Here is a 16,323-nt window from a genome sequence, read left to right as displayed (position 1 = left end):
CTAAACCTATACCGCCACTAACTCCAAATTTATTACTATTACCATCTTTTTGATAAATATCTAAAACCGAAGAAGCTCTTCCACCAAAACGCGCCGGAATTCCGCCTTTATACAATTTTAAATCTTTGACTACATCAGGGTTGAAAACAGAGAAAAAACCAAAAACATGCGAAGAGTTAAAAATGGTAGCCTCGTCAAGAAGAATTAAATTTTGATCGGCACCACCGCCACGAACATTAAAACCCGATTGACCTTCACCTGCATTGGTAACTCCGGGTAAAGTAAGTAGTGCTTTCAGCACATCTACTTCTCCCAAAACAACAGGAATCTTTTTGATAGCAGACCCTGAAAGTCTATTTACACTCATTTCTGGCTTTCTAATATTAGTAGCCTTTTTATCGCTGGTAACAATAACTTCTTCTAATTGTTGACCATCTTGAGTTAGTGAAAAGTCAATTTTTTTGGACTTGTCTAATAGTAGCTTTTCGGTAATGTTTTGATAACCTACATAACTAATTTGTATTGTATAATTTCCTTTAGGAATTGTAATCGAATAAAAACCATATTCGTTTGTTGTTATTCCAGCTTTTAATTCTGGAATAAAAATATTAACTCCTATTAAGCTTTCATTTGTTTTTGAGTCAGAAATAGTGCCACTTAAGGTAAATTTTTGTTTTAATTGCTCATTAGAGACCGTTTTTTGAGCGATAATCACATTAAAAACTAGCAATAAAAATGAAGTATAAAAAAGTATTGATTTTGATTTCATAAAAATATTTTAATTTTGCAAAGTAGACGAAATTCTGATGGAATTGTTACATAACGACTGTTAACGTTTGGTTAAAAAATAAAAAAGACAACCGTTTCCAGTTGTCTTTAATAAAAAAATAAAAAAAAATAAATTATGCGATTTTAGCTAATATGGTATTGAATGTTTCACTAGGACGCATTGCTGCACTTGTTAATTCAGGAATTGGATGGTAGTGTCCCCCAATTTTTTGTGGATTACCTTGTGCTCCAATTAATTCAGAATTGATTTTTGCAATATTTTGATTGAGTTCTAAAGCAATAGGAGAAAATATTGTTTTTAAAGTGGCATCTTTCGTTTGAGCTGCCAGAGCTTCTGCCCAGTACATCGCCAAATAAAAATGAGAACCACGATTGTCAATTTCTCCCAATTTACGTGCTGGAGATTTATCATTAGCTAAGAATTTCTCAGTTGCCACATCAAGTGTCTCCGCCAAAATTAATGCTTTCGAATTTTTTAAAGTTTGTCCTAAATGCTCTAAAGAAGCACCTAGAGCTAAAAATTCTCCTAAGGAATCCCAACGCAAATAACCTTCTCTCGAAAATTGCTCTACGTGTTTTGGAGCCGATCCACCTGCGCCAGTTTCAAACAATCCTCCTCCATTCATCAATGGAACAATAGATAACATTTTTGCAGATGTTCCTACTTCTAATATCGGAAATAAATCGGTAAGATAATCTCTTAAAACATTACCAGTAACCGATATCGTATCAAGACCTTGTATAATCCTATCTAATGTAAAGTTAGTAGCTTCAATAGGTGAAAGAATTTGAATATCTAAAGCAGATGTGTCATACTCTTTTAAATAAGTAGTTACTTTTTTAATTAATTCTCTATCATGTGCTCTTTTATCATCCAGCCAAAATACAGCAGGAGTATTCGATAAACGCGCTCTGTTTACAGCTAGTTTTACCCAGTCTTGAATTGGAGCGTCTTTGGCCTGACACATTCTGAATATATCTTTTGCTTCAACAATTTGTTCCATCAAAACTGTTCCATTAGCATCAACAACTTTAACTTTTCCAGCTGCTTTCATCTGAAAAGTTTTATCGTGAGAACCGTATTCTTCTGCTTTTTGCGCCATTAATCCAACGTTTGGAACACTTCCCATAGTTTTTGGGTCAAAGGCTCCATGTTTTTTGCAGAAATCAATAGTGGCCGTATAAACTCCAGCATAGCATCTGTCTGGAATTACAGCAAAAGTATCTTGTAATTTTCCTAGTTTATTGTACATCTGACCCGAAGTACGAATCATTGCAGGCATCGATGCGTCCACAATGACATCTGAGGGAACTTGTAAATTAGTAATTCCTTTTTCAGAATTTACCATAGCTAGTGCTGGTCCGTTTTCTATGGTTTGATTTAATGCTTCAATTATTTCTGCTTCTAAAGGATGACCAGCAATTTTTGCATAAACATCGCCTAAACCATTTCGAGTATCAACATTTAATTCTTCAAATAAAGAGGCGTATTTTTCGAAAACACTTGCAAAGTAAACTTCTACAATAGCTCCAAAAATAATGGGATCAGAAACTTTCATCATAGTCGCTTTCAAATGAACCGAAAGTAATACGTTTTTTTCTCTTGCTTCTTTAATGGTGTTAGCAACAAAAATTTTTAATGCTCTAATATTCAATACTGAGCTGTCGATAATTTCACCTACTTTTAATTGAGTACTAGCTTTTAATACAATAGATGATCCGTCATTTGCTACAAATTCGATTTTAACATCAGTTGCTTCGGTTATAGTCAAAGATTTTTCACTTCCGTAAAAGTCACCACTTTCCATTGAAGCTACTTTTGTTTTTGAATCAGAAGACCATGCACCCATTGAATGTGGATTTGCTTTTGCATAATTTTTGACAGCTTTTGGAGCTCTTCGGTCAGAATTGCCTTCACGTAAAACAGGATTTACTGCGGAACCTAATATTTTTGAATATTGTATTTTTATTAATTTTTCTTCTTCATTTGAAGCTTCTTCTGGAAAATTAGGAACTGCATATCCATGTGCTTGTAATTCTGTAATTGCTGCTTTTAATTGTGGTACTGATGCAGAAACATTAGGTAGTTTAATAATATTTGCTTCTGGTGTTGTAGCTAATTTTCCAAGTTCTAATAATGCATCACCAACTTTTTGCTCTTCCTTTAAATAAGAAGGGAAGTTAGCTAAAATTCTTGCTGTTAGTGAAATATCTCTAGTCTCAATTTCGATATCCGAAGTTGATGTAAATGCCTGAACAATTGGCAAAAAAGAATAAGTTGCTAATAATGGAGCTTCGTCAGTTAGCGTGTAAAAAATCTTCGATTTATTTGACATTTTATAAAAATTATTTTGAAATTTATTTTGGGGTACAAATGTAATAAAAACGATTTCGTAAATAGGAATACTTCATAATTAAGTTTGTTTTTTGATTAAACAATTGTGAAATTATTAGTATTTAAATACCTAAAAAGGGAATATTTAAAATAACGTTCTTTTTTTATAGAATTAAAAATAATCGTTTCATTTTTGGAGCTTACAGTTTTTTATTCTTAAAAAATACAGCAAAAAAAAGTCCCGAAAAATATCGGGACTTGATTGTAAAGAGACAGTTTGACTATCTTCGTTTATCTTTAATTTTAGCTTTTTTACCAGTAAGTTCTCTGAAGTAGAAAATTCTAGCTCTACGAACAGCACCTTTCTTGTTAATTTCTACTTTTTGTAAAGCTGGTAAGTTTACAGGAAAGATACGCTCTACTCCAATTGCACCTGACATTTTACGGATAGTAAAAGTTTCTGTGTTTCCAGAACCTCTTCTTTGAATAACAACTCCTTTAAAAAACTGAGTTCTTGTTTTTTCACCCTCTTTAATCTCGTAGAAAACAGTAATAGTGTCTCCGGCTCCAAATTCTGGGAAATCTTTTTTTGCAACTAATTCGTTCTGAACGAATTTCATTAAATCGGACATAATATTTCTTTAATTATGGTTAAAAAAAAGAGCAACATTCACGGATTTCGCCAGAGGTTGGTCTAATATGGGCGCAAATTTACATCTTTTTCGGTAATTTACAAACTTTATTTTCAAGTGTTCAGCATTCAGTTTTTTAGCATTCAGTTAATTCACCATATTAAAATAATAATTAAGAACTAAACTTATTTCGCCCAACAATTTGAACACTAAAACCTGACCAGAGACAACTTTTTTTATTCTAAAAGATCCGGTCGTCTATTTTTAGTATGTTCGAACGCCATATCCTCTCGCCATTTGTCGATTTTGGCAAAATTCCCGCTAGTCAAAACTTCTGGAACTTTCCATCCTTTATAGTCAGCAGGTCTTGTATAAATAGGACCTGATAATAAACCGTCTTGAAAACTATCTGTTAATGCTGAAGTTTCATCACTCAAAACACCTGGTATTAATCGGATTAAAGAATCACATAAAACTAACGCACCTAATTCGCCTCCGCTTAACACATAATCACCAATAGATATTTCCTTAGTTATAAAATGATCCCGAACCCGTTGATCGACTCCTTTATAATGTCCACACAAAATGATGATGTTTTCATACATCGACATCGTGTTTGCCATTTTTTGGTTCAAAGTTTCCCCATCAGGTGACATATAAATAATTTCATCATAGGTTCTTTCTTTTTTTAGATGAGATATACAGTCATCAATAGGTTGTATATTCATTACCATACCAGCACCACCACCAAAAGGGTAATCGTCTACACTTTTCTGTTTGTTTGTGGTAAAATTCCTCAGGTTGTGAAAATGCACTTCGACAATTCCTTTATCGATAGCACGTTTCATCATTGAAGCCTCAAATGGACTTTTTAATAATTCTGGGAGGACAGTTATTATATCAATTCGCATAGTTTTATTTCTAATTGACAAATATACAAAGTTTTTATAGGAGCTATATATTTTGAAATTTTGTTTTGTTTAAATTTTGTTTTAAATTAATTTTAAAGAGATTGTAAATGAATTATTTATAAAAAAAAATCATTTTTAAATTTTATAAAATAATCAATTTATATTCTTATTTTTGATAAATTTTTTTAATGTAACTATGAAAAAAGTATTTTTAGGAATAATATTAGTTTTAATTGTTGGTTGTTCAAAAGAAGGTTCTTCAGAGGATTCTTTGAAAGATGTTGATGGTAATGTTTATACTTCAATAACTATTGGTAAACAAACATGGTATAAAGAAAATCTTAATGTTTCAAAATATAGCGATGGAACAATCATTCCTGAAGTGAGTGACCCATCAGAATGGTCAACATTAACCACAGGTGCTTGGTCTTATTTAGATTATGATTCTAGTAATGGAAAAAAAATAGGAAAATTATATAATTGGTATGCAGTAGCAGGTATTTTTGATACTGCTTCATTAACCGATATGTCAATTAGAAAAAAATTAGCTCCTGTTGGTAATCATATACCAACAGATGCTGAGTGGACAACAATGATTAATAGTTTGGGTTCTAATGCGGGAAGTAAAATGAAAGAAAGTGGAACAAATTATTGGATTGATACTGATACTGATGTTACAAACAGTAGTCTTTTTACAGGTCTTCCTGGTGGAATGTGTATTAAAAAAGGTGGTTTTTATTTTGCTGGTGAGTTTGGTTACTGGTGGACTTCTACTTCAATTAATGTATTGACCGCATGGAACAGAAGTCTAGGCTATAATTCACCTTACGCCTGTCGTAGTTATGATGATAAGAATTATGGATTTTCTGTTCGATTCATTAAAGATTGAAAAATATAAGTGTTAAGATTTAGTATTATATAAGTTATCCTCTATGAAATCAATAAAATTAATGTTTTTTGTGTTTTTTATTTTTACTATAAATTGTTTTTCTCAAGCCCCTATAATTGAAGATGTTAATTTTTGCACAGGGAGTACACTTAATCAAAGTATTAGCGTAAATAATCCACAGACAACGGCTACATATATATGGCAGTTTATGGCTCCAACCAATGTAGTATGGACTACAATTACAAATACAAATGCTGGTTCTATATATGAAGGATTTTCTACTTCAGTTTTAAGTATAACAAGATCAAATGGATTTCCAGCTACATTGACAAAATATCGTGTGATTGCTACAATTAGTTCAACTCCTCTTACTTCAAACGAATCTGTCTTGATTGTAAATCCATTATCCATTGCAAAAACAATATCTGGAGCCTCTCCCGTTTGCATAGGAGGTGATAAAACATTAACATATGGCTCAGGTTCAATAGGAGTTATTCAATGGCAATCATCTACAACATCATCTACTTTAAATTTTAATGATATAGATTTTGAAAATGGAACTACCCTCAATTCAAAAAATATTCAGGAAACAACTTGGTTTAGAGTGATGAATACAAGTAGAGGGTGTAATTCAGTTTATAGTCCAGCCGTCGAAGTAACTGCCAATACTTTACCTGTCGCGGGCGATATTGATGGCGGAAATATTACTGTATGTAAAACATTAAATTCTTCAGAATTAACTTTGTATAATTACGAAGGTAGTGTAGCTTGGCAAAGTTCAACAACTATTGATGGACTTTATACTTCAATAAATTATTCGACTTCAGATATTTATAGAGCAAACGCTTTAGCAGCTAATACTTACTTTAGAACGATAGTTAAGAATGGTGTTTGTCCTTCGGTAGCGTCAATACCCGTTTATATTAATGTTGATCCAACTTCTGTTTCAAAAAGTATATTAGGGGCTAAGACTTTATGTACAGGTAGTGATATTACTCTCAATTACGGAACAGGTTCAGTAGGAATAATTCAATGGCAATCTTCAACAACTTCAAGTACTGCGGATGATTTTATAGATGTAGACAGTGATCCAACTAGTTTTTTAATTTATTCCGAAAAAAAATTAGAAGAAACAACTTGGTTTAGAGTTATGAATACAAGTGGTGATTGTAGTCCTAGCTTCAGTACACCTGTTCAGGTAACTGTAAATGAAATATCAGAAGCTGGTTATATAGATGGGGTGGTTGATAATGTATGTTTTTCTTCAAATTCTACACCTTTAATTTTATATAATTCTGTTGGAAATATTCAATGGCAAAAAGCAGTTGATGCTTCCGGCTCACCAGGAACATTTTCAAATATAACTTCTGCTATAAAAAGTAGTTATACTGCATCATCATTAACTGAGACTACTTATTTTAAATCGGTATTGACTAGTGGTGTATGTCCAAGTGTAAGTACAGATTATGTTAAAATTTCAGTAGATGCTTTACCAGTAGTTAAATCTATTTCTGGAGCTACCCCAACTTGTATTGGAGGAAGTAAAGTTTTAGTTTACGGCTCAGGTTCTATAGGAGATATACAGTGGCAGTCATCAACAACTTCTGGTACCACTGGTTTTGAAGACGTTTATGATAATGGAAATATACCAGAAATTTATCTTACTGAAGATATTCAAGAAACTACATGGTATAGGGTTTTAAATACTAATGGAGTATGTGATCCTAAGCCTAGTCCTGTCGTTAGAGTTGATATTAATCTTCCTCCAGTTTCAGGATTTATAGAAGGAGGTAATACTATAGTTTCAAAAAATTCAAGTTCTACCCAATTGACTTTGAAAAATTATAGAGGTTATATACAATGGCAGAAAGCAAATTTATTAACAGATACATTTATAGATATACCTGACTCATCGTCCTATACATATCGAGTTGCTGGATTAACAGATTCTTCATATTTTAGAGTAATAGTTTCGAATGAATGTACTAAAGTAGTTTCGGAACCTGTAATAGTTAATGTTAATACTGATTTTAAAGTAAATCTGTTTCCAAATCCTTTTAATAAAGAATTCAACATTAATTTAAGTACGTTTAATGCTGATCCTATTGAATTAAAAATCTATGACTTATTAGGAAGAACAATTGAAATCCAAGAAATTAAATCTACAGAAATTAACACAAAAAAAATTGGGTCAAGTTTTTCACCAGGAGTTTATTCTGTTACAATTAAACAAGGTCAACAAGAGAAATTTCTCAAAATAATTAAAAATTAATTTGAATAACATATATTTGTATGCTTTAAAAAAACCACTCAAATTAGTGCTAAAAATCAAATGAAATATCTTTTTACAATATTCTTATTGCATTTTTATTTCTTTTTTTTTGGACAAATTACCTATACTAAAATACCATTAGATTTACAATTAGTTGCTAGAGATAAAACGACAAATTTAGGTAATGTAAATATAGAAGGAGAAGTTAACTTATCAACTGAATATGAATCTTTAAAAACTGAAATTTATAGGAATGATGTATTATTCAATACAGTAGTTCAATCATTGACCTATATTGATTCAAAAGCTTTGTTTGCATTTAATATTTCAATTAAAGCAGAATTAGCGAATTTCTCTTTTAAAATTTATGGTTATAAATCTTCAAATAATTTATACGTATTAGATAAAACTATTTCCAATGTTGTTGCAGGTGATACATATATCATTCAAGGACAATCTAATGCAGTAGCCTCAAAAATGTTTGGTAGTGCAAATGCTTATAAAAGTGACTTCATACGTGTTTATGCTAATGGAACACCATATGTGAATTCGCTTTTAGCTAATGATGCTTGGTATATTGCTGATGGAGATGTTGTTACAACTTCAAATGGAAATTCTGGACAATGGGGTTTAAAATTAGCTAGATTATTAGTGGATAACTTAGGGATTCCAATTGCAATTTTTAATGGTGCAAATGGAGCACAAGTAATTACATTTTTTAAAGCGCCACAAGACTATAAGACTTCACAAAATTCAAATTATGGAAGATTATATTATAGGCTAAAAAAAACAGGTCTTGAAAATAGTGTTAGGGCATTTTTTTGGTCTCAAGGAGAGGCAAATTCTGGAACTAACTATATTTCTATACAGAATTACAAATCAGCATTCAAGTCAATTCAGGATTCTTATTTAAAGGATTATCCTAATATTGAAAAATTTTATATTTTTCAAACTAAGGATATGATTTGTAATGGTAAAACATATGAGGGAAAAATGAATGTAAAAGAGGCCCAAAGACAATTGGCATCTGAAAGTGATAAAATTGATATTATTTCGACAACATCGCTTTTACTTCACAGCGATAGTTGTCATTTTCCATTTTTTAATGGATATGAAGAATTTGCCAAAAGATTATATAAATTAGTATTACAAGATTTATATGATAAGTCATTTACAGAAGAAATTAAATCTCCAATGATTAAAAGTGCTGAGTTTATTCAGCCAAATGTTTTAGTTTTGGAAACCGATGCTAAACAACTTAAGTTTTCATCAACAGATCAAGCAATAATGCTTACTCGTCTAAAACAGGATTTTGAACTTAAAAATTCTCAAAGTGTAGTAATAACAAATGTTAATTTAGTAGAAAACAAAATTCTTTTCACACTCTCTGGAGATCCAGGGCCTATAGCTAATATTTCATTTGTTGGATATAATTCTAATATTGGATATACAATTACAAATTCTTCTGATTTAGAATTAATATGTTTTCGTAATTTTCCAATCAAAAATTATTCATACAATGGTGGGGATAATTCTAATTATCCAATAATTGAAAACACCTCTATTTGTAATGTTTTAGGATCAACTGCAAATATATATGTTTTTAAACCAAACACAGATGCAACTTACAGGTGGTTATTTAAAATACCTAATGGCGATTGGACAGAAATTACAACTTTAAACGCTTCTACAATTTATTTGAATTATAATTCACCTATATTGGAAATAAAAAAAACTGCGACTTTACCAGCTTCAGAAACATTGTATCGAGTAGTAGCAAACTATGGAATATTGGGTGAATTCACTTCAAATGAAGTTGCATTAACTGTTGATTCGGTTCCTGTTTCTAAATTAATTACAGGTGCATCTACAATTTGTTCTGATGGCAGTAAAATTTTGACTTATGGATCAAATTCAGTTGGCTTCATACAATGGCAGTATTCAACGGTATCTAATCAAGAAAATTTTATTGATATTGATGAAGAAAATGGATTAACATATTCAGCAAATAATTTAATTCAAAACACATGGTACAGAGTTATGAATTCTAATGGGGTATGCCCCGATGTTTATAGCCCTGTAATTCAAGTTGTTGTAGTTTTACAGCCAGTTTCGGGGTATATAACAGGGGGTAATGTGAATGTTTGTAAATCAACTAACTCAACAATATTAAGTTTAAATAATTACTCAGGAGCTATACAGTGGCAAAAAGCTTCATCTTTAACGGGGACTTATTCTAATATAACATCTGCTACTTTGGATTCCTACACTGCTTCAGTTTTGAATACAACAACTTATTTTAGAGCAGTTTTATCAAATGGAATTTGCTTACCCCAAATTACAGAACCAGTTGCTATTTTTGTCAATTTATTACCAGTTTCTAAAACTATTTCAGGAGCATCGACTATTTGTTTTGGGGATAACGAAATACTTACTTATGGCATAGGTTCTGTAGGTGATATACAATGGCAATATTCGACTACATCAAGTATCGATGGTTTTATAGATATTGAAGGAGAAAACAGTTTAATTTTTACTGCATATAATTTAATTCAAAACACATGGTTTAGAGTGAAAAATACAAGCGGAAAATGTTCTTTTGTATTTAGTCAAGCTGTTGAAGTTATAGTAAATCCAATTCCTATTACTGGTTATATTTCGGGCGGGAACGTAAATGTATGTATAACTACTAACTCAACAATTTTGAGTTTGAATGATTATGTTGGTACAATTCAATGGCAAAAAGCTTCATCTTTAACGGGGACTTATTCTAATATAACATCTGCTACTTTGGCTTCCTACACTGCTTCAGTTTTGAATACAACAACTTATTTTAGAGCAGTTTTATCAAATGGAATTTGCTTATCCCAAATTACAGAACCAGTTGCTATTTTTGTCAATTTATTACCAGTTTCTAAAACTATTTCAGGAGCATCGACTATTTGTTTTGGGGATAACGAAATACTTACTTATGGCACAGGTTCTGTAGGTGATATACAATGGCAATATTCGACCACATCAAGTATCGATGGTTTTATAGATATTGAAGGAGAAAACAGTTTAATTTTTACTGCATATAATTTAATTCAAAACACATGGTTTAGAGTGAAAAATACAAGCGGAAAATGTTCTGTTTCCTATAGTCCTGTTTTTCAAGCCTCTGTTAATACTAATATAATTCCCGTTTTTAATCAAATTGCTCCAATTTGTAATGGTGCTATATTATCTAATTTACCAACAACATCAATCAATTATATTATTGGAAATTGGTCTCCCGTTATTAATAACTTAGAAACAAAAACATATACGTTTAAACCTTCTTCAAATACTTGTGCATCATCTATTACAATGGATATTGTTGTAAATTCAACACCTACACCAATAGGAGACTCAATTCAAATATTTAATTTTAATTTTCCAGTATTAGTTAGTAATTTAAATGTCACAGGATCTAATATTAAATGGTATTCTACAATATCTAACGCATTGACAAATTCCAATGTTTTGAATTCTTCAAGCCAGTTAATACTTGGCAATACTTATTATGCTATGCAATTTGTAAATGGGTGTTTTAGTATTTCTCCACTTGCTGTAACCGTAACGGATAGCCTTGGTTTTAATGAATACAAAACACCTGAAATAAAATTGTTTCCAAATCCTTTTAATAATTCTTTTATAGTTGAATATTCAAATAAAATCACTTCTATTGAACTATTTAATGTATTAGGTCAATCTGTTCTTAAAACAAATTCGGATAGTAAACAAGTTGCCATTGATGTTAATTTTTTACCATCAGGAATTTATTTTGCAAAAATAATTTCAGAAGATCATAATACACTCGTAAAAGGAATTAAATTGTAAATGCTAAATTTTAATTTTTCAATTGTATGATTATTTTTAGGCTATTATTCTGTATCAGTATTCTATTTCACACCCTTTCTTGTAAATCTCAGGATAGAATGTCCGTTTCAAAAAATCTTAAAAATGTAAACGATACAAGCTTTGTAGATCTTAAAAATTACAGCAAAGATTTTATCTATGATATGAAATATGCAACTACAGATAATTTTTTAAAAGCAAAAGTATATGATTGTCAGGCCTGCTTTTTAAGATTAAAAACCGTAAAAGCCCTGATTTTGGCTAATAAAGATTTTATAAAAAAAGGATATAAAATAAAGATTTTCGATTGTTACAGGCCTTTAGATATTCAAAAAAAAATGTGGGAAATTGTTCCAAATCCATCCTATGTTGCGGATCCAAGAAAAGGCTCTATTCACAATAGAGGAGGAGCAGTAGATATTACTTTAATTGACACAACAGGAAAAAATATTGACATGGGGACAAATTTTGATTATTTTGGTATTGAAGCCAGTCATAATTTTAAAAATTTATCTGAAGAAATTAAAAGTAACAGAAAATTATTAAAAAAAATTATGGTAAAAAATGGATTTAATTATTTTGAATCAGAATGGTGGCATTATAATTTCAAACCAGCCTTAAACGATAATATTTCAAACACTAAATGGAAATGTGACTAAATTATTCGATACAATGTAAATAATTCATAAAGAAGGATTCTGGTTGGTATTGATTACCATTTAATTCAGATAGTATTTCTTTTTTTATTATATAGTCTTCCGTTTCACTAATATATCTTACCCTCATCATGTTTACCCCCGAACTTTTCAATTCTTCGAATGTTCCTTTGATAAACATAAAAGTTCCAATTAATACTCTATTATCATACCCTTTATCATCACGAATCAAGTTTCCGCAACTTTCTTTATCTAAAGCTAGTAAAGTTATTATTTTACCATTATTTAATTGAAAAAATAATTTTGAATTTTTATCAAAACATTTGGCATTAACAAATTCCTTACTTTTTCGAATGAAATTGAAATTTAAAGTTGGAGAACCATTAGTTGATTCTAATACTAAAAAAATATAGTTTGATTTGTCAGCAAAATTACTCTCATAAACTAAATAATCAGTTGTTGATTTATAGGTACCAATAGAATCTTTAACATTAGAAGTAAACTCACATGGTTTTTGGGAATAAATACATGTAGTTAATATCAATAAAGAGAGGTATATGATTTTTTTCATTTGTTTTTATATTTTTTTGCAAATTAAAACAATTCTATTGTTATTTTCAACGGTTGTGAAAAAACAATATCGATTTCCGCCTTCTTTTATTTTCCATTTTTTTCGAATACTTGCAACCGTGTCTGGAAAATTTCTTGTGGTAATGTTTAGCTGCTGATTTTCCAGATGCGCTTTCATTCCATTTTTATGATAAGGAAATGTATTTTCAATTTCAAAAATCCTTCCCGGAAAAGTCACTGGCGTTGCATTGGTGTATAAATGTGAATGTTTATGCAGTTTATTTAGGTTGTAAAAAGTTCCCACTTCATCAAAACCTCCCGATTTCATTATGGCGCTGTTGGGTTCGTACAAATACTTTTGGGGTAAACTAAACTTTGGAATTCCAGTAAAATCGTCCAAAACAAATTCAAAAAAATCCATTGTTTCCTTTAAAATATTGACGGTTTTTATATTTATTTTTCCGGTATACCCCTTATGGATTTCCCACAACAATTCTTTCACTTCGTTTTCAACTGCAACTATATGAATGAATTTGACGTTTTTCAATTCGGATAATCCTGCCGAGATATCAAGTAATGGCGCTGTTTTTATAAGAATGGAATCCGAATATTTATACAACAAATCAAGATGTTCAGGAACATTGGGCAAACAATCTTGAAGCATAAAAACTTTGCCTTTAGCATCGTTTCTTCTGGAAGGGTCAATATAAATCCAACTCCATTTTGTGTTTAGAGTAGTCAAAGTTTCTATACTGTCTCCAATATGACACGAGATGTTTTTTACATCCAATTGTTGAAAATTATGTTTCACAATGTTGGATAGTTCTGGGTTTATTTCGCAATGTGTTACTGATTTTATTTTTTTTGCAAAATAGTAATCATCAACCCCAAAACCTCCAGTTAAATCAATGAGATTTTCGCACGAAACAATTCCAGCTTTATAAAAAGCTGTTTTTTCGGAAGAGGTTTGTTCGATAGATATTTTACTTGGGTAAATAATGTTTTTGGTTAAAAACCAATTGGGTAATTTTGACTTTGATTTGGTTTTGGCCTCTATTTGATTCAAGATTGAAATCCACTCGACTTCAGGAAAAGGATTTTTTTGCAAAGCTAATTTCGCTGTGTTTTTGTCAATGTTATCATTGATAAAACCTTGTATTTTAAGATTTAATAGGTTTAAATCCAAAATTAAATGTCTTTAGTAAGCAGTTTGATTACCGCATTTTCAGGAAAAAATTCTTTCCCTATTACTTTAAAAATAGTATATAGAGGAACGGCAATAATCATTCCTAAAATTCCGGAAAGAAACCCTGCAATCAAGATAACTAGAAATATTTCCAATGGGTGCGAACTGACACTTTTAGAAAAAATGATGGGTGACGAAATGTTGTTATCAAGTACTTGTACAATCCAAAACCCTATCAAAACATAGATAGTGGTGGGCAAAATTTCGGATTGAAAATCATTTCCTAAGTTGCTTAACATCGTTAAAATTGCTGCTAAAACCGAAGCAATTAATGGTCCTATGTAAGGCACAATATTCAAAATGGCACATAAAAAAGCAATTATTATCAGATTTGGAATACCAAAAATTAATAAGACAATTGCATATAAAACGAATACAATAAATAATTGAAGCAGTAACCCAATAAAATAGCGGGAAAGAAGATGATTTATTTTGTGTATCGAATGTATAGTTTTATCCTCTTGACCGCTTGGAATCATTTTTTTGGCTCCAGCGATAAAAAGTAGTCGGTCTTTAAGGAAGAAAAAAGTAATAAATAATACCGAAGCCAATCCAATTCCGAAACTACTAATAGTTCCCAATAACATATTTAAGAAATTCGGAATAAAATTAAAATTTATTTTAGACGAAATATTAGCTTCTTTCAACATTTGCTCGGAGTCAATATTATGACTTTCTAAAAAAGCAGAAGTTTGGTTTATCAACTGATTTATATCTTTTTCAATTTCAGATGTATTTAGAAGAGATAAATTCTCTCCTTGAGAAGAAATTAATGGGATGAACATCAAGACAAAACCAGCAATAAAAAGGATGAAAATGAAAAGTGTCGCAATTGTTGCTAACGTATGTTTGAATTTTAGTCTTTTTCTAAAGAAATCAAGTATTGGACTTCCTATTAAAGTAAGAATCAGGGCCACAACAAGATAGATTATAACCGACTGGATTAGATATAAAAAATAAAGTATTAAACCAGCTAAAATCAAAAAAACTATTGCTTTTAAAATTCCATTGGCTATGATTTTTGATGTTATCATTTTTATTTTTTTTAAAGTATAAAGATAAAAAAAACTCGCTAGAATGTAGCGAGTTTACTATAATATATTTAGATTGATTTAATTTCTGAATCCAGATCTTATTCCACCAGAAACAAATAATGCAGCCATTCTTGTTTTTTGACCTAAAGTAAACATATACATTCCTCTATCGTCAGTATAATCCATATAGTTCATAGTCATTTCTATTGGAGTACCTGTACAAGTGCTTAAGTGTGGATAAACTGGAACTCCAAAATTTGAAGCATTATGTGTTGGCGTATCAGAAACTAAATCGCTACCACAAGTTGTATCACCCCATATATGACGTAAATTCATCCAATGTCCTACTTCATGTGTTGCTGTTCTTCCAAGATTATACGGATAAGCAACAGATGTATTGCTAGTAACCCCAAAATATTTTGAATCACAAACAACTCCATCAGTTGAAGAAGAACCACCTGGAAATTGTGCATATCCTAAAATTCCTCCGCCAATGGTACAAATCCAAAGGTTTAGATTTGAGGTTGGAGATGTAGGATCTAAGCCTCCTTGCTTTGTTTTTTTCATTGCATCTCTTGTTCCCCAAGACGTTTTGGTAGTTGATTTTCTATTAATTTTAACAAGCTCAAAAGTAATATCAATTCCATTAACTGATGATCCAGCAGTTACTCCTGTGAAAATAGAAGGAACGGAACTAATATCTGTATTTTGCGCAGTAAAATCTTTGTTTAATACATCAATTTGTGTTTGAATTTGAGCATCAGATATATTTTCAGCAGTAGTTCGATAAAGTACATTTACAACTAGTGGAATTACAATTTTCCCAGCAACTAATCTACTACTACTAATTGAGAATTGATTTTTTTGAGTAAATGCTTCAATTTCATTCATTCGTATAGCTAACGTTGGGTCAGCTATCATTTGCTCATTAAGTACATCCTGTGATGCACAATTACGTTTTGTAATTGTTTCGATTGATTTAGATTCTGTTTCTGATAAATCATTTTGACAAGAAAACATAATTAAGGTTAAAACTGGAAATAATAATATCTTTTTCATATTTTTTTTAAATTTTAATAACCAAATATAAATAAATTAAATATAAATTTC

General features: G+C 30.6%; 12 protein-coding genes. 4 read left to right on the top strand and 8 right to left on the bottom strand.

All coding sequences use genetic code 11. The annotated features are described in order from the left end of the window. From ACKVOD_RS00810 to trmD, 4 genes are all read right to left on the bottom strand, one after another. Positions 1-769: carboxypeptidase-like regulatory domain-containing protein (locus ACKVOD_RS00810; protein ID WP_409207583.1), on the bottom strand; the 769-nt coding region annotated here is incomplete at its 3' end. Between the two features lie 133 nt (positions 770-902). Further along, entirely contained in the window at positions 903-3,125 is a 2,223-nt protein-coding gene (locus ACKVOD_RS00805; RefSeq protein ID WP_409207582.1) for an NADP-dependent isocitrate dehydrogenase, read from the bottom strand. Between the two features lie 280 nt (positions 3,126-3,405). Then, on the bottom strand, positions 3,406-3,756 hold the full coding sequence (gene rplS, locus ACKVOD_RS00800) for a 50S ribosomal protein L19 (protein ID WP_409207581.1): 351 nt from the start codon (positions 3,754-3,756) through the stop codon (positions 3,406-3,408). 236 nt (positions 3,757-3,992) lie between these two features. Next, positions 3,993-4,667, bottom strand: a complete 675-nt coding sequence (gene trmD, locus ACKVOD_RS00795; RefSeq protein ID WP_409207580.1) for a tRNA (guanosine(37)-N1)-methyltransferase TrmD — start codon at positions 4,665-4,667, stop codon at positions 3,993-3,995. A 196-nt stretch (positions 4,668-4,863) separates the two neighbouring features. On the opposite strand from trmD, the gene ACKVOD_RS00790 reads away from it, so the two are divergent. From ACKVOD_RS00790 to ACKVOD_RS00775, 4 genes are all read left to right on the top strand, one after another. Then, complete coding sequence (locus ACKVOD_RS00790; RefSeq protein WP_409207579.1) at positions 4,864-5,556, top strand: fibrobacter succinogenes major paralogous domain-containing protein; 693 nt, start codon at positions 4,864-4,866, stop codon at positions 5,554-5,556. 43 nt (positions 5,557-5,599) lie between these two features. After that, positions 5,600-7,828 carry a T9SS type A sorting domain-containing protein gene (locus tag ACKVOD_RS00785; RefSeq protein ID WP_409207578.1) on the top strand — a complete coding sequence of 743 codons (2,229 nt, stop codon included), beginning with the start codon at positions 5,600-5,602 and terminating at the stop codon, positions 7,826-7,828. A 60-nt stretch (positions 7,829-7,888) separates the two neighbouring features. Further along, positions 7,889-11,689: a T9SS type A sorting domain-containing protein gene (locus ACKVOD_RS00780; RefSeq protein ID WP_409207577.1), complete on the top strand. Its 3,801-nt coding sequence runs from the start codon at positions 7,889-7,891 to the stop codon at positions 11,687-11,689. Between the two features lie 98 nt (positions 11,690-11,787). Then, entirely contained in the window at positions 11,788-12,366 is a 579-nt protein-coding gene (locus ACKVOD_RS00775; protein WP_409207576.1) for a M15 family metallopeptidase, read from the top strand. Between the two features lies 1 nt (position 12,367). Here the strand turns inward: ACKVOD_RS00775 and ACKVOD_RS00770 are convergent, their stop codons facing one another. The 4 genes from ACKVOD_RS00770 to ACKVOD_RS00755 form a co-directional block, all read right to left on the bottom strand. Next, entirely contained in the window at positions 12,368-12,934 is a 567-nt protein-coding gene (locus ACKVOD_RS00770) for a hypothetical protein (RefSeq protein WP_409207575.1), read from the bottom strand. A 6-nt stretch (positions 12,935-12,940) separates the two neighbouring features. Beyond that, positions 12,941-14,119 (bottom strand): THUMP-like domain-containing protein, encoded by a 1,179-nt coding sequence (locus tag ACKVOD_RS00765; protein WP_409207574.1) that lies wholly within the window; start codon positions 14,117-14,119, stop codon positions 12,941-12,943. Positions 14,120-14,121: 2 nt separating this feature from the next. Then, positions 14,122-15,213: an AI-2E family transporter gene (locus ACKVOD_RS00760; protein ID WP_409207573.1), complete on the bottom strand. Its 1,092-nt coding sequence runs from the start codon at positions 15,211-15,213 to the stop codon at positions 14,122-14,124. A 78-nt stretch (positions 15,214-15,291) separates the two neighbouring features. Beyond that, positions 15,292-16,272, bottom strand: coding sequence for a zinc metalloprotease (locus ACKVOD_RS00755; protein ID WP_409207572.1), 981 nt, complete (start codon positions 16,270-16,272; stop codon positions 15,292-15,294). Positions 16,273-16,323 lie beyond the last annotated feature (51 nt).

The organism is Flavobacterium sp. (assembly GCF_046155325.1).
Classification (GTDB): domain Bacteria; phylum Bacteroidota; class Bacteroidia; order Flavobacteriales; family Flavobacteriaceae; genus Flavobacterium.
The sequence above is the reverse complement of the archived record's forward strand: the minus strand, read 5'-3'. Positions and strand labels throughout refer to the sequence as shown.

Coding starts and splice junctions, on each gene's coding strand:
- ACKVOD_RS00780 (WP_409207577.1), top strand. CDS start 7,889: ATGAAATATCTTTTTACAATATTCTTATTGCATTTTTATTTCTTTTTT.
- trmD (WP_409207580.1), bottom strand. CDS start 4,667: ATGCGAATTGATATAATAACTGTCCTCCCAGAATTATTAAAAAGTCCA.
- ACKVOD_RS00805 (WP_409207582.1), bottom strand. CDS start 3,125: ATGTCAAATAAATCGAAGATTTTTTACACGCTAACTGACGAAGCTCCA.
- rplS (WP_409207581.1), bottom strand. CDS start 3,756: ATGTCCGATTTAATGAAATTCGTTCAGAACGAATTAGTTGCAAAAAAA.
- ACKVOD_RS00755 (WP_409207572.1), bottom strand. CDS start 16,272: ATGAAAAAGATATTATTATTTCCAGTTTTAACCTTAATTATGTTTTCT.
- ACKVOD_RS00770 (WP_409207575.1), bottom strand. CDS start 12,934: ATGAAAAAAATCATATACCTCTCTTTATTGATATTAACTACATGTATT.
- ACKVOD_RS00775 (WP_409207576.1), top strand. CDS start 11,788: ATGTCCGTTTCAAAAAATCTTAAAAATGTAAACGATACAAGCTTTGTA.
- ACKVOD_RS00785 (WP_409207578.1), top strand. CDS start 5,600: ATGAAATCAATAAAATTAATGTTTTTTGTGTTTTTTATTTTTACTATA.
- ACKVOD_RS00790 (WP_409207579.1), top strand. CDS start 4,864: ATGAAAAAAGTATTTTTAGGAATAATATTAGTTTTAATTGTTGGTTGT.
- ACKVOD_RS00760 (WP_409207573.1), bottom strand. CDS start 15,213: ATGATAACATCAAAAATCATAGCCAATGGAATTTTAAAAGCAATAGTT.